General features: G+C 69.8%; 13 protein-coding genes. 6 read left to right on the top strand and 7 right to left on the bottom strand.

Annotated elements, in window-relative coordinates; translation table 11 throughout:
• Positions 1–25 precede the first annotated feature (25 nt).
• The 3 genes from H4W81_RS26100 to H4W81_RS26090 form a co-directional block, all read right to left on the bottom strand.
• Positions 26–502, bottom strand: a complete 477-nt coding sequence (locus H4W81_RS26100) for a GntR family transcriptional regulator (protein ID WP_192777230.1) — start codon at positions 500–502, stop codon at positions 26–28.
• A gap of 989 nt (positions 503–1,491) precedes the next feature.
• The gene (locus H4W81_RS26095; protein ID WP_192777229.1) at positions 1,492–2,256 is read right to left on the bottom strand and encodes a JAB domain-containing protein; all 765 of its coding nucleotides are present in this window, start codon (positions 2,254–2,256) and stop codon (positions 1,492–1,494) included.
• 175 nt (positions 2,257–2,431) lie between these two features.
• Positions 2,432–3,154: a GntR family transcriptional regulator gene (locus tag H4W81_RS26090; protein WP_192777228.1), complete on the bottom strand. Its 723-nt coding sequence runs from the start codon at positions 3,152–3,154 to the stop codon at positions 2,432–2,434.
• Positions 3,155–3,538: 384 nt separating this feature from the next.
• Here H4W81_RS26090 and dapA point away from each other — a divergent pair, with 384 nt between their 5' ends.
• Together dapA and H4W81_RS26080 are read left to right on the top strand one after the other, a co-directional pair.
• Positions 3,539–4,453: a 4-hydroxy-tetrahydrodipicolinate synthase gene (gene dapA, locus H4W81_RS26085; RefSeq protein ID WP_192777227.1), complete on the top strand. Its 915-nt coding sequence runs from the start codon at positions 3,539–3,541 to the stop codon at positions 4,451–4,453.
• A gap of 59 nt (positions 4,454–4,512) precedes the next feature.
• Positions 4,513–6,198, top strand: a complete 1,686-nt coding sequence (locus H4W81_RS26080; RefSeq protein ID WP_192777226.1) for a ribonuclease J — start codon at positions 4,513–4,515, stop codon at positions 6,196–6,198.
• A 163-nt stretch (positions 6,199–6,361) separates the two neighbouring features.
• Here the strand turns inward: H4W81_RS26080 and H4W81_RS26075 are convergent, their stop codons facing one another.
• From H4W81_RS26075 to H4W81_RS26065, 3 genes are read right to left on the bottom strand one after another with little or no spacing between them, the layout of a single operon-like run.
• Positions 6,362–7,129: an ABC transporter permease gene (locus H4W81_RS26075; RefSeq protein ID WP_192777225.1), complete on the bottom strand. Its 768-nt coding sequence runs from the start codon at positions 7,127–7,129 to the stop codon at positions 6,362–6,364.
• A complete protein-coding gene (locus H4W81_RS26070) occupies positions 7,126–7,878 on the bottom strand; it encodes an ABC transporter permease (protein WP_192777224.1) in 753 nt (250 codons plus the stop codon). Before H4W81_RS26070 ends, H4W81_RS26075 begins: the two co-directional genes overlap by 4 nt.
• Positions 7,875–8,594: an ABC transporter ATP-binding protein gene (locus tag H4W81_RS26065; RefSeq protein ID WP_192777223.1), complete on the bottom strand. Its 720-nt coding sequence runs from the start codon at positions 8,592–8,594 to the stop codon at positions 7,875–7,877. The genes H4W81_RS26070 and H4W81_RS26065 overlap by 4 nt, the downstream gene beginning before the upstream one ends.
• Before the next feature lie 87 nt (positions 8,595–8,681).
• Between H4W81_RS26065 and H4W81_RS49475 the strand changes: the two genes are divergently transcribed.
• From H4W81_RS49475 to H4W81_RS26050, 3 genes are read left to right on the top strand one after another with little or no spacing between them, the layout of a single operon-like run.
• A complete protein-coding gene (locus H4W81_RS49475; RefSeq protein ID WP_318781960.1) occupies positions 8,682–9,770 on the top strand; it encodes a sensor histidine kinase in 1,089 nt (362 codons plus the stop codon).
• Complete coding sequence (locus H4W81_RS26055; RefSeq protein WP_192777222.1) at positions 9,767–10,399, top strand: response regulator; 633 nt, start codon at positions 9,767–9,769, stop codon at positions 10,397–10,399. Before H4W81_RS49475 ends, H4W81_RS26055 begins: the two co-directional genes overlap by 4 nt.
• On the top strand, positions 10,396–10,887 hold the full coding sequence (locus H4W81_RS26050) for a DUF402 domain-containing protein (protein WP_192777221.1): 492 nt from the start codon (positions 10,396–10,398) through the stop codon (positions 10,885–10,887). Before H4W81_RS26055 ends, H4W81_RS26050 begins: the two co-directional genes overlap by 4 nt.
• 398 nt (positions 10,888–11,285) lie before the next feature.
• Here H4W81_RS26050 and H4W81_RS26045 read toward each other — a convergent pair whose 3' ends face one another.
• The gene (locus tag H4W81_RS26045; RefSeq protein WP_318781959.1) at positions 11,286–12,008 is read right to left on the bottom strand and encodes an NIPSNAP family protein; all 723 of its coding nucleotides are present in this window, start codon (positions 12,006–12,008) and stop codon (positions 11,286–11,288) included.
• An 86-nt stretch (positions 12,009–12,094) separates the two neighbouring features.
• Here H4W81_RS26045 and H4W81_RS26040 point away from each other — a divergent pair, with 86 nt between their 5' ends.
• Entirely contained in the window at positions 12,095–13,081 is a 987-nt protein-coding gene (locus tag H4W81_RS26040; protein WP_192777220.1) for a helix-turn-helix domain-containing protein, read from the top strand.
• Positions 13,082–13,162: the final 81 nt, after the last annotated feature.

Here is a 13,162-nt window from a genome sequence, read left to right as displayed (position 1 = left end):
TGGGGCCACGACTCTTTAGGTGAATTCAGGCCTGGGGCCACGACTCTTTAGGTGAGACGAAGCTGCCACGGGCCGGCACCGTATAGATCCAGCCCTGCTCCCGCAGCAGCGCCATGGCCCGCCGTACGGTCTCGCGGGCCACTTCGTACTCCTGTACCAGAGTGGACTCGCCCGGAATGGGGCGGCGGGGCTGGAGTTGTCCCGTCCTGATCCGTTGCTCGATGTCGCCCGCGATCTGCCGGAAGAGCGGGGTCTTGCGTGGGCTGCGTGGCGCTTCTCCTGGATGGCCGACGAACGTTCCCTCGCCCTGGACCGTGTAGATGAGCCCTTCTTCGCGCAGGACGTGGATGGCCCGACGGGCCGTGGTCCTCGCCACGCCGAACTCCTTCTGGATGTCGGCCTCGCTCGGCACCGGATGACCGGCGGCGAGGCCGTCGATCCGCTGCCTCATGATCTCGGCGATCTGTAGATAGAGGTGGGTGTCTCCGTCGTAGTCGAGCACATACGAAAGCTAGGCGAACGGGTACTAGGCTCTGCATAACGCTCTGCCTGTATAGGCCAATGTTCGCGCCTGACTAGACGGTGAGATACAAGCAGACGTATATTTCATCTGTGGATGGCGGTGATCGGGACCTGGTGCAAGAGCAGTGCATCACTCGGCACGTCTCTGGCTTGGTCGACACGTATGTACCGATCGATTGGGCGTTGGCGACGCCCAGAGCTGATCGAGTACGAGTGCGGGCGCACACGTGCGAGTGCCTGCCTGTGTCGTACGAGCTGTGTCACGCGGGAGGGTTGATGTTCATCCGGCGCACGAGCAGAGGGGCAGGAGCGACGGTGGTGCACGAGTCTCCATGGCTGCGACGTGCCGAGACGGAGCCGTTGTGGTGGCTTCTGCTCGAAGGGGCGGCGCGGTGATCGTGATGCGCAGGATCGCGGGTTGGCGGGCCGTTCTGAGGAGCGGGCAGACCCGCTGGAAAGCGCGCGCCGCCGCGCGGATCGCCCGGCATCGGTCGGGCTCGCAGACGTGGGGCTGGTGGGTGCCGATGGTTGGGGAGTGGCACGAACGTGGCGCCCACCGTGATCGCTGACCAGCGACGGGGCGCTCTGCCTTCGCAGGCATTCTCATCCCAGCCTGCCTGCGGAGCCGTCCCTCCGGCGGGCATTGCCCGGCCCGCCGGAGGGAGCGGAGGTGTGGAGCTTCCGCTCTGCGCAGCGCGGAAGCTTTCGCTGGATAGACGGGGTCGCTCCTCCGGGTGGAGCTGAGAACCGTCTAGAAAATGGACGCCCGGCGGGTCTCCGTGTGACTGGGGATGCGAGTCGGAGGCTCGCCGGGCGTCTGCTCTCGATGTTGAGCGCTGGTGTCGTTTGGGTGTCTGGCAAGGTTCCACAGCTTCCAGTCGGGGAGCCCCTTACCCCCTTGGCTGGAGTGGCGGCCCCGCTCTTTGTGGCAGAGCGGGGCCGTCTGCCGTCACGGCGAGCCTGCGGTCCTCAGGGGTCGGTTCGACGCTTTGGTGGTCGGCGAGGGCGGGTGTCGGTGGGGTTCGGAGACGAAGGTACGACGGGGGAGGGGATTGCGGACTCTGGGTGGCCTGCTGAGGTGTGGGGGATGCGGCGCCAGGCGGTGTCGGTGACGATCACGTGGTCGAGGAAGCGCAGGCCCACCGTTTCGGCGGCCTCGGCCAGGCGGTGCGTGGTGGCGAGGTCGGCCTCGCTCGGGTCGAGGGAGCCGCTCGGGTGGTTGTGCGCGACGCCGAACGCCGCGCCGCCCGAGGTGAGGACGGTGGTGATGATCTCGCGGATCGGGGCCGGGGTGTGGTCGGCGCCGCCCTCGGTCATCAGGGCGCGGCGCAGGACGGCGCCGCGCGGATCGCAGACGATGACCACGAGGCGTTCGCGGGGGTGTCCGCGCAGGAACGGGGCGGCCTGGGTGGCCAGCTCGCTCGACGAGGTGATCCGGGCCCTGGCCGGGCCCTCCTGCGCTCGCCGTACGAGATGGAAGGCGGCGGCGATGCGGGCGGCCTTGGCGGGGCCGACACCGCGGACGGCGAGCAGGCGGTGGGCGTCGGAGCGGGCCAGTTCGCCCAGGTCGCCGCAGTGCTCGATGAGCTGGGCGGCCAGGTCGACCGCGTCGCTGCCTCTGGTGCCCTGGCCCAGGAGGAGGGCGAGGAGCTCCCTGTCGGCCAGCGCTCCCGCACCGCTGGCGAGCAGGCGCTCGCGGGGGCGGTCGGCGGCGGGCAGGTCCTTGACTCGCAATGGACACCTCCGGATCGGCACCTTGCCGGTTGTATCAACGGGCACCGACAAATCCGGGGCGGAGGGGGAGCCGGCTCGCGGCCGGCGGAGAGGCTCGTTCGCAGGGAGGTGGATTCGCGGCCGGGCGGCGCGAGGCGGCGCCGCCCGGGTGGGCTGAAAAGGGGTTCGTGCGGGTTTAGAGGTGGACGGGCATGCTGTAGACGATTTCAAAGCGGTCGCCTGGAACGACGATGTCGCTCGTTTCCACCGGACGCTCGCCCGCCCAGTGCGTCCGTTTGAGATGCAGCACGTGCACGCCCGCCGCCAGGTCGAGGGCGTCGATCTCGGCGGGGCGCGGCACGCGGGTGTGCACGCTCTCCACGATCTCGGTCACCTTGATCCCGTAGGAGGACAGGCGGCCGATGAGGCTGCGCCGCTCCTCGTCGGAGTGCGGGGCGAACTCCAGCGGCTCGTAGGAGGTGGCGAGCTGGAGGGGCTTTCCGTCGCCGCGGAACACGTAGTGGGTTCGGGTGAGGGTGGCCGACTCCTCCACACGCAGGCGCTGGGCGATGTCGGCCGTGGCTTCGACGGGTTCGCTGTGCCAGTCCCAGGTCACGCGGCGGCCCTGGCTGTGCAGGTCGGCGGCGAACGGGGCCTGATGGTCGTGGAAGCGCCATCGATGCAGGGGAGCGAGGTCGGGACGGTCCCTGACGTAGTGCCCCGAACCCACCCGGCCGAAGATGAGCCCTTCGCCCGCCAGTACGCGCAGCGCGTGGCGGGCGGCGGTCTCGCCGACCTGATACTTGCGGGTGAGCTGCGCGCGTGAGGGGATCGGCGCGCCGGGGGGAAGGGTGCCGTCGTTGATCTGCCGCCGAATGTCTTCGACGACGCGCAGGTAGACCGGATCGGAACTTGCCACTAGTCCATCCCTGAGGTTGCTGTGAGGCGTTGCCCCATGTTGCCGTATTCGGCAGGTAACCCACCGTCATCGAGCGGAATTGGAGCTCCAACTTTGGAGGGTCGTAAAAATATTCCGGGAACTCTGTAACGCGGGCGTAAGGGGCTGCGATTCTTCGATAGAGGTCGTCGATGTGTGTACCCCCGAGCACATATCGGCGACCTCTTCCATGCCCCGGGTCATTCGTGACGCTCTGCGACCGCGGGTGCGCTCTAGGTGAGGGGCGCGGGTGCCCGCCGTACGGCAGGGGTTTCTGGAGCGGAAAGCGGCGTGATAAGGCCCGGAAATGGCGTTATGGGGGTGGCGGGGTTCGGGAGGTAGGGGAATCCGGGTAGCGTTCGCACTATGGGATCGCCCACTCGAACCTCCGAAGCTCCCTTCGGGCGCATGCTGACCGCCATGGTCACGCCGTTCACGGACGACGGCGCCGTCGATTACGACAACGCGCGCGAACTCGCCACCTACCTGGTGGACGAGCAGCGCAACGACGGTCTGATCGTGAGCGGCACGACGGGGGAGTCCCCGACCACCAGCGACGCCGAGAAGGAGCGCCTGCTGCGGGTCGTGCTGGAGGCGGTCGGCGACCGGGCCACCGTCGTCGCGGGCGTGGGGACGAACGACACGCACCACAGCATCGAACTGGCCAGGCAGGCCGCTCGCGCGGGCGCGCACGGGCTGCTCGTGGTGACGCCGTACTACAACAAGCCCCCGCAGGAGGGCCTTTACCGGCACTTCGCGGCCGTGGCCGACGTGACGGGGCTGCCCGTCATGCTCTATGACATTCCCGGTCGAAGTGGCGTGCCGATCCAGACCGAGACGCTGATCAGGCTGGCCCAGCACGACCGGATCGTGGCCGTGAAGGACGCCAAGGGCGACCTGTTCGCGGGCTCCATGGTGATGACGGCGACCGACCTGGTGTTCTACTCGGGCGACGACGCGCTCAACCTGCCGTGGTTGTCGGTGGGCGCGGCGGGGTTCGTCAGCGTCGTCGGCCACGTGGTCGGCGCGGAGCTGGCCAGGATGATCGAGCTGTACCGGGCGGGCGACGTCGCGCAGGCGACCGCCGTGCACCGGCAGCTGCTGCCCGTGGTCGACGGGGTCATGAACCGCGCGGGTGGCGCGATCATGGCGAAGGCGGCGCTGAAGCTGATGGGCCGGCCTGTCGGCCCGATGCGGCCTCCGCTGGTGGAGGCCACCGAAGGACAGATCGCCGAGCTGCGGGCGTGCCTCGTGGCCGGCGGGGTGAAGTTGGCTGACTGATGAAAACGGGGAGGAACGGAGATATTGAGAACACGATCTGACCGGTATGGGGGCGCCGCATGAGCCATCCGCATCCGGAACTCGGCCCCCCGCCGCCACTGCCCGATGGCGGGCTGCGCATCGTGGCGCTCGGCGGCCTGGGCGAGATCGGCAGGAACATGGCGGTCTTCGAGTACGAAGGCCGGCTGCTCATCGTCGACTGCGGGGTGCTGTTCCCCGAGTCCGACCAGCCGGGCGTCGACCTGATCCTGCCCGACTTCGAGTACATCAGGGGCAGGCTCGACGACGTCGAGGCGCTGATCCTGACGCACGGCCACGAGGACCACATCGGCGCCGTGCCGTACCTCCTGCGGGAGCGGCGCGACATCCCGCTCGTCGGGTCGAAGCTGACGCTGGCCTTCATCGAGGCCAAGCTCACCGAGCACCGCATCCAGCCGGAGAAGCGGCTCGTCGTCGAGGGGGACCGGCACCACTTCGGGCCGTTCGAGTGCGAGTTCTTCGCGGTCAACCACTCGATCCCCGACGCGCTCGCGGTCGCGATCAGGACCCCGGCGGGCATCGTCCTGCACACCGGTGACTTCAAGATGGACCAGCTGCCCAGCGACGGGCGGCTCACCGACCTCGGCGGGTTCGCCAGGCTCGGCTCCGAGGGCGTCGACCTGCTGATGTCCGACTCGACCAACGCCGAGGTGGCCGGGTTCGTCACCTCGGAGCGGGAGATCGGCCCCGTCGTCGACGAGGTGATCCGCACCTCGTCCAAGCGGGTGATCGTGGCGAGCTTCGCCTCCCACGTCCACCGCGTGCAGCAGGTGATCGACGCGGCGGAGAAGCACGGCCGCAAGATCGCGCTGGTCGGCCGGTCGATGGTGCGCAACATGGGTGTCGCCCGCGACCTGGGCTACCTGCGCATTCCGCCGGGCTTGGTCGTCGACTCGCGTGACATCGAGGAGTGGCCGCCGGAGGAGGTGCTGCTGATCTGCACCGGTTCCCAGGGCGAGCCGATGGCCGCGCTGTCGCGCATGGCCAACCGCGACCACGCGATCCGCATCGCGTCCGGCGACACCGTGCTGCTGGCCTCCTCGCTGGTGCCGGGCAACGAGACCGCGGTCAACAAGGTCATCAACGGGCTGACCAGGTGGGGCGCGCGCGTCATCCACAAGGGCAACGCGAAGGTGCACGTGTCGGGGCACGCGGCGGCAGGTGAGCTGCTGTACGTCCTGAACCTGACCAGGCCGTCCAACTTCATGCCGGTGCACGGCGAGTGGCGGCACCTGCGGGCGCACGCCAAGCTGGCCGCGCTGACCGGCGTGCCGGACGACCACATCGTGATCGCCGAGGACGGCGTCGTGGTGGACCTGGTCGACGGCGTCGCGAAGATCACCGGCGCGGTCCAGGCGGGGTACGTCTACGTCGACGGCACCTCGGTCGGCGAGATCACCGACGTCTCGCTGAAGGACCGGCGCATTCTCGGCGACGAGGGATTCATCTCGGTCGTCGTGGTGGTCGACTCCAACACCGGCAAGCTCACCGCGGGTCCCGAGATCCACGCGCGCGGTTCGGGCATAGACTCCACGCGGTTCGAGGAGATCATCCCGGCGCTGGAGAAGGCGATCGAGCAGAGCGCCGCCGACGGGGTGGTCGACATGCAGCAGATCCGCCGTGTGGTCCGCCGCACGATGGGGCGCTGGGTGAGCGACACCTACCGCCGCCGTCCGATGATCATCCCGGTGGTCGTCGAGGTCTGAGTCCTTCGAAAGACCCCCGCCCTGGCCCCGTGCGCACGATCGCGCGGGTGATCCTGGGGCTGGGGTCTTTCGGGTTGGTACGGCACGGCCCGCGCGGGTGATCTCGGGCTGGGGTCCTTCGAGGCGAGGGACGGCACGGCCGCGGGTGCCGTACGGCGTGGCGTCAGGCGTCTCGTTCGCGGAGGAGGAGCAGGCCGGCGGCCGGCGGTAGCACCGCGTACAGCGCCAGCACCACCGCGGCCGCCACCGGCGAGAGCAGCGCGCCGTAGACCGACGACGTGAGGTCGTCGCCGGTGATCTCGCGAGGGAGCGCGCCGATCATCACCGAGCCGAGCCGTTCGCTCCACGGCTCCGGCAGGTTCCCGACGATCATCGGGATCACGTAGACCAGCCCCACCAGGATCGCGATGGCCCCGGCCGCCGAGCGCAGCACCGCGCCGAGGCCCAGCCCGAGCAGCGCGAAGACCGCGACCGTGAGGCTGGAGGTGACGAGCGTGGGCAGCCGGTCGGCGAAGTCGGCGATCGGGTAGCGGCTCTCCAGCATCCGCCGGGAGACGACGTACGTGGTGAACACCACGACGGGCCCGACGACCAGCCCCAGCCCGCCCACGACCACGGACTTGGCCGCCAGCACCGGCCAGCGCCTGGGCACCAGGGCGAGGCTCGTCCTGATGAGTCCCGTGGCGTACTCGGAGGTGATCGCGAGGACGCCCATGACGCCCATGGCCAGCTGCGGCACGATCAGCACCACCTCCTCCAGCTCGGCGATGCGGGCGCTGGCGCGCATCGACGCGGGTGCGCTGTCGTACATCGCGATCGCCGACAGGGCCACCGCCACCGCGAGCGGGATCGCGCCGAGGGAGATCGCCAGGATGAGATGGCTGGAGCGGATCGAGCGGATCTTCAGCCACTCGGCGGCCAGCACGTTCACGCGTCCCTCCTCTCGAACACCAGGAAGGCCGCCGCCAGCGCCACGACCGCGTACCCGGCCAGGACGGCGACCGCCGCGGCGGGAGGCAGCAGGCCGTCCAGACGCGTGGAGATCCGCTCGCCCGCGATCTGCGGCACGAGGTTCGGCAGCATCCAGGCGCCGAGCCGCACGTTCCACGGCTGCGGCAGGTAGGGCGCGATGCCCGGCAGCACGAACAGCAGCCCCACGACCGAACCGACGGCCGCCGCGGTCGAGCGGGTGACCACGCCGAGGCCGAGACCCACCAGCGCGAGGACGGTCACCGACAGCACCGAGCCGAGCAGCAGCGGCAGGTCGTCGCCGAGGGAGCCCGCGTTGTAGCCGACCGCGCGCTCTCCGGCGATCAGATGGCTGACGGCGTAGGTGGTGAAGATCACGAAGGCCGCCGCGAGGGACGTGGCGGCCGTCACGACCACCGCCTTCGCCGCGAGCAGCGCCCTGCGGCGCGGCACCGCGGTGAGGCTGGAGCGGATGGTGCCCGTGCCGTACTCGGCGGTGATGGCCAGCACGCCGACCACGGCCAGGCTGATCTGGATCAGCGGCAGGAACCCCTCCTCCGGCGCGGCGGCCCTGATGGAGCCGCGCGCGTCGGCCAGCGTCCCGACGTAGTAGCTCCAGACCAAGCCCAGAACGATCGTGAGCGCGGCGGCGCCGACGGCGTAGTGGGTGGCGGCGACCGAGCGCAGCTTCAGCCATTCCGAGGCGATCACCGGGTCACTCCGTACTCGACGCTGTCGGCGGTGAGGGCGAGGTAGGCAGACTCCAGGGAGTCGTACCGCTCGGTGAGGTCCTTCATGGACGTCTCGACGATCAGGCGGCCCCTGCCGACGATGACGATCCGGTCGGCGGTCAGCGCCATCTCGCTCATCAGGTGGCTGGACAGCAGAATGGTCCTGCCCTCGGTGGCCAGCGCGCGCATCAGGTCGCGGATCCACCGGACGCCGTCGGGGTCGAGCCCGTTGACGGGCTCGTCGAACATCAGCACGCCGGGGTCCCCTAGCAGGGCGGCGGCGATGCCGAGGCGCTGCTTCATGCCGAGGGAGAAACCGCCGGCCTTCTTGCGCGCCACTCCCGCGAGCCCCACCTGCTCGAGCACCTCGGCGACGCGCACGGGTCCGATGCCGTTGCTGCGGGCCAGGCAGAGCAGGTGGTTGTCGGCCGAGCGGCCGGGATGCAGGGCGTTGGCGTCCAGGAGCGCGCCCACCTCGTGCAGCGGTCTGGCGAGCGTGGTGTAGCGGCGGCCGTTGACCAGCGCCTCGCCCGAGGCCGGGGTGTCGAGGCCGAGGATCAGCCGCATCGTGGTGGACTTGCCCGCGCCGTTCGGGCCGAGGAAGCCGGTGACGTGGCCTGGCTCGACAGTGAACGACAGGTCGTCCACGGCGCGGGCCGAGCCGTAGCGCTTGGTCAGCTGTTTCACTTCGATCACCCCTTCACGGTCGGGTACGGCGGGCGCCCCGCACATCGGACCCCGGTATGACGCCGACTGTCGGTGCCGCCGGATAGCGTTCAGCCCGTGGACTTCACCAGGCGGCTCACCCGAGGCCAGCTCATCGGCCTCGACTGCCTGGCCGGATGGGCGATCGCGATGGTCAGCCTGACCTCCGCCGCCGGCACGCAGGCGCCCGCCCCGGTCAAGGTCGCCCTCGCCCTCGGGCTCGGCGCCCCCCTGGCGGTCCGCAGGCTGTGGCCGGTGAGCGTCTTCGCGCTCGTCCTGACGGTGTCGGTGGTGGCGAGCGGCTCGGGCGTGGTGAGCATGGCCTACCTGTCGCCGACCTACGCGCTCTACCTGGTGGCGCTGGAGCGGCCCGGCAGGGTGCCCAGCAGCGTGGTCGCGATCGTGACCGTGGTCACGGCGCTGACGCTGGCCGTGGCGGGAGCGCCCGCCGGGTGGCTGCAAGGCGTCGGCGACGTGCTGTTCGGGCTGGCCGCGATGGGCGGGGCCTGGACGGTCGGGCGAGCCGTGCACGAGAGAAGGATCTACGCGGCGCGGGCGGCCGAGCGGCTGGTCACCGAGGAGCGGCTGCGCATCGCCCGCGAGCTGCACGACGTGGTCGCGCACAGCATGGGGCTCATCGCCGTCAAGGCGGGCGTGGCCAACCACGTCATGCGCAGCAGGCCCGAGGAGGCGCACGCCGCGCTGAAGGTGATCGAGAGCGCCAGCCGCGACGCGCTGACCGAGATGCGCCACCTGCTCGGCGTGCTGCGCACCGAACCGCCCGACCTGCGTCCCGTGCCCGAGTTGGCGGAGCTTGCCGCGCGCGCCAGGCTGGCGGGGGTGGGCGTCGAGCTGCGGGCCTCGGGGGTGGACGAGCTGCCCGAGGGCGTACGGCTGGCGGTGCACAGGATCGTGCAGGAGGCGCTCACGAACGTCGTCAAACACGCCGCCCCCGCGCCCTGCAGGGTGACGGTGGCGGCCGAGAGCGGGCAGGCGTACGTCGAGGTGATCGACGAAGGGCCGGCACGGCGCACGTCACCCGGCCCGGTGGAAGGTCACGGGCTGATCGGGATGAGAGAGAGGGTCATGATGTACGGCGGGACGTTCTCGGCTGGGCCTGGCCCCTCGGGCGGCTTCAGGGTGGCGGCGACCCTTCCTTATCCATGATCCGCGTGCTGATCGCCGACGACCAGGCGATGCTCCGCGACAGCTTCAGGGTGCTCGTCGACAGCGAGCCCGACCTCGGCGTGGTCGGCGAGGCGGGCACCGGCGCGAGGGCGGTGGAGCTGGCGCTGGCCACACGCCCAGACGTGGTGCTCATGGACGTCCGGATGCCGGAGATGGACGGCATCGAGGCCACCCGCAGGATCGGCGACACGTCCAGGGTGCTGATCGTGACCATGTTCGACCTCGACGCCTACGTCTACTCGGCGCTGCGGGCGGGCGCGTCGGGCTTCCTGCTCAAGGACACCCCGCCGGCCGACCTGCTGGCCGCGATCAGGCTGGTCGCCCAGGGGGAGGCGCTGCTCGCGCCCACGGTCACGCGCCGGCTGATCGAGGAGTTCGCCCGGCCTGCCGTACGAGGACTGGAGGGGATCACCGACAGGGAGCGCGAGGTCCTCACGCTGATCGCGCGGGGCCTGTCCAACACCGAGATCACCGAACACCTGCACCTCAGCATGGCGACCGTCAAGACGCACATCGGCCGCCTGCTGACCAAGCTCGGCGCCCGCGACCGGGCCCAGCTGGTGATCGCGGCATACGAGAGCGGGCTCGTTGTACGGTCAGGTGCATGAAGGTCGTTTTCCGCAAATATGGCGGCTCCCTCCACTGGCACCACCCCGCCAGGCTGCTGGGCGAGGACGCGCATGGCGTGTGGGTGGGCTGTGCGGCGGGCACGACGGGCGCCAAGGGCGACGGGCCGCCGGTGGTGTGGGAGCGCGCGTTCGTGATGCTCTTCCCGCGTGACGAGTGGTGGGTGGCGCTGTTCAACGACCAGGGCCACAAACTCGACATCTACGTCGACGTCACCACGGTTCCCGAGTGGCGGGACGGTGAGGTCACGATGGTCGACCTCGACCTCGACGTGGTGCGGACCAAGGAGGGGCGGGTGTTCGTCGACGACGAGGACGAGTTCGCCGAGCACCAGGTGCTGCTGGGGTACCCACCGGAGGTGATCAACCAGGCGGAGGCGGCGGCGCGCGACCTGGTCAAAGCGGTCACCGACCGCCTCCCGCCCTTCGACGGCGCCACCCACCTGCCCTATCTCTCCCAGGTCCGCTGACTCCCCGCTGCTTATCTACCTTTCCTGTACGGCAAGCCGGGTCGAGCCCACCGCAGTCACCGGTGACCGTCCATCCATCACGCCACTCCAGCAGGACTCCGGCCCCCGCCGTCACATCGCCCTCAGCGCGGCGAGCCGGTCGTCCTGCCAGATGGCCGGCGTGTCGACGACCACCTGCCGCAGGTCGCCGGCGAGTGAGCCGGTGTCGGGGATGGCGACCTGGACGTCGAGCAGGTGGGCCAGCGCGTCCAGCAGCGCTTGCCGGGGACACGGCGCACTCCATGCCGCCGACGATGGCGCAAGGGGCGAACCAGGGCCTGTTCAGCGTGTGGACCAGAGCCTCCGCTTCCCCCGCGTCCACCGTCACCCGCGACCGCGCCAAGGGCCCGTCTTGGGAGTCAGCGCAGCTGCGACCTCGCCGTCGGAGCCAGCCGCAGGTGTTGAGGCGGAGCGCTCAGTCGCGCCGACAACTCGGGCAGCACGCGCTCGTTCCACTCCTCCGACCGCCCCAGGCGCTCGACGTGCTCGCGCCGCCGATCGGAATCAGCGAACAAGGAGAACCAGACGAAGACGTTCTCTCCGGCTCTGACCGGCAAGCGGGGAAAGGTGTTCTCGGCATGCTCGGTCTGGAAACTGGCCAGTGGTGGCGCTGCCGTCTCGACCATCAGCGGTGCCACACGGTCGGAGAAGAACCCGATGAACTCCTGATCAGCCGATGCGTTCACGTGGTAGATCGTTGCCACGACACGGGAGTCGGGAAGGGCCGTCGCGCCTATCGGAGGCCGCGCTGAAGCGGGTTCGGGGAAACCCGAGTCCGGGCCGGCCGGACGCAGCAGAAGGGCGTTCGAGGAGTCCAGCATCGTGGCGTTGGCGGCAGGTCCGTGCGTCTTCCAGGCGCTTCCTTCGACATAGAACGCGGTCAGCGCCTCACGTCGAGCCTGCATGGTGGAGAAGCTCCGCATCCAGACGAAACGGTCGGGGTTGTCCTCGTCACGAAACTGCCCGACGACCCGCATTCCCAAAGCCTCCTGGCTCTCCACGAACTGCCTGTCGAAGAGATCGATCAGAAGGTCCCGCTGCCCTGGGCGCAGGGTGTACTGCCTGAGTTCGATGATGTTCACCCCACGAACGATGCCAACACCGGCAGGTGCTCCACGAGTGGCAGGAGTGCCACTGTTCGCAAAATTCCTGCCGTACGCTGAGGGCCATGAGCGCTGGTTCCGTCGCACTGGCTCTGGTCGACGACATGCCCCTGTTCGAGGTGGCGATCGCCTGTGAGGTGTTCGGCCCGGAACGGACCGACCTCGCCGAGCCGTGGTACGACTTCCGGCTGTGTGCGGAGAACCCGGCCGGCACCCGGAGCGAGTTCGGTTTCCTCCAGCACGCGCGCCATGGCCTGGACGCACTGGCGGCGGCGGAGACGGTGATCGTGCCCGCGCTGCCGTACGCTTGCGTGCAGTCCGGCCGACCCGTTCCCCGGGCGCTGGTCGAAGCCCTCAGGGAGGCCAGGGCCGCGGGCGCGCGCATCATCTCCTTGTGCACCGGTGCCTTCGCCCTGGCCGCCGCCGGGCTTCTCGACGGCAGACGGGCGGCCACTCACTGGCTGTACGCGGGCACGCTCTCCCTGCTGCATCCGGACGTGCGGGTGGACGCGTCGGTGCTGTACGTGGACGACGGGGACGTGCTGACCAGTGCGGGCAGAGGCGCGGCGCTGGACCTGTGTCTGCACGTGGTGCGCAAGGATCTCGGTGCCGAGGTCTCCAACCAGGTCGCCCGCCGTATGGTGATGCCCGCGCACCGCGCAGGCGGCCAGTCGCAGTACGTCGACCTGTCCATGCCGGACACCGATGACGACAGTCTCGGACCGTTGCTGCAGTGGGTCGGCGCCCATCTCGACCAGCCGCTGACCGTCGATGTACTGGCTCGCCGGGCCGGGATGAGTTCGCGGACGTTCGCACGGCGCTTTCACGCCGCGACCGGTGCCACGCCGCTGCAGTGGCTGCTCAACCAGCGCCTCATCCGTGCGCGACAACTGCTGGAAACAACCGATCTGCCGATTGATCTGGTCGGGGAGCACAGTGGGCTCGGCTCGGCGGCGAATCTACGCCGGCATTTCAGCCTCCACATCGGAGTGACCCCTACCGGCTACCGACGCGCCTTCCGCCGGGACCGGCCCGCCGGCTCCGAACCCTGATGCGAGGACAGTCACGGGAACCAGGCGTCGGCGGCCACTACGGGACCGAACCGGTCTGTCCGTCGTCGCCATCAGCGACGG

Origin of the sequence: Nonomuraea africana, assembly GCF_014873535.1 — a bacterium.
GTDB lineage: Bacteria > Actinomycetota > Actinomycetes > Streptosporangiales > Streptosporangiaceae > Nonomuraea > Nonomuraea africana.
This window is presented reverse-complemented; position numbering and strand designations above follow the sequence as displayed.

Coding starts and splice junctions, on each gene's coding strand:
- H4W81_RS26050 (WP_192777221.1), top strand. CDS start 10,396: ATGAAGGTCGTTTTCCGCAAATATGGCGGCTCCCTCCACTGGCACCAC.
- H4W81_RS26055 (WP_192777222.1), top strand. CDS start 9,767: ATGATCCGCGTGCTGATCGCCGACGACCAGGCGATGCTCCGCGACAGC.
- dapA (WP_192777227.1), top strand. CDS start 3,539: ATGGGATCGCCCACTCGAACCTCCGAAGCTCCCTTCGGGCGCATGCTG.
- H4W81_RS26080 (WP_192777226.1), top strand. CDS start 4,513: ATGAGCCATCCGCATCCGGAACTCGGCCCCCCGCCGCCACTGCCCGAT.
- H4W81_RS26040 (WP_192777220.1), top strand. CDS start 12,095: ATGAGCGCTGGTTCCGTCGCACTGGCTCTGGTCGACGACATGCCCCTG.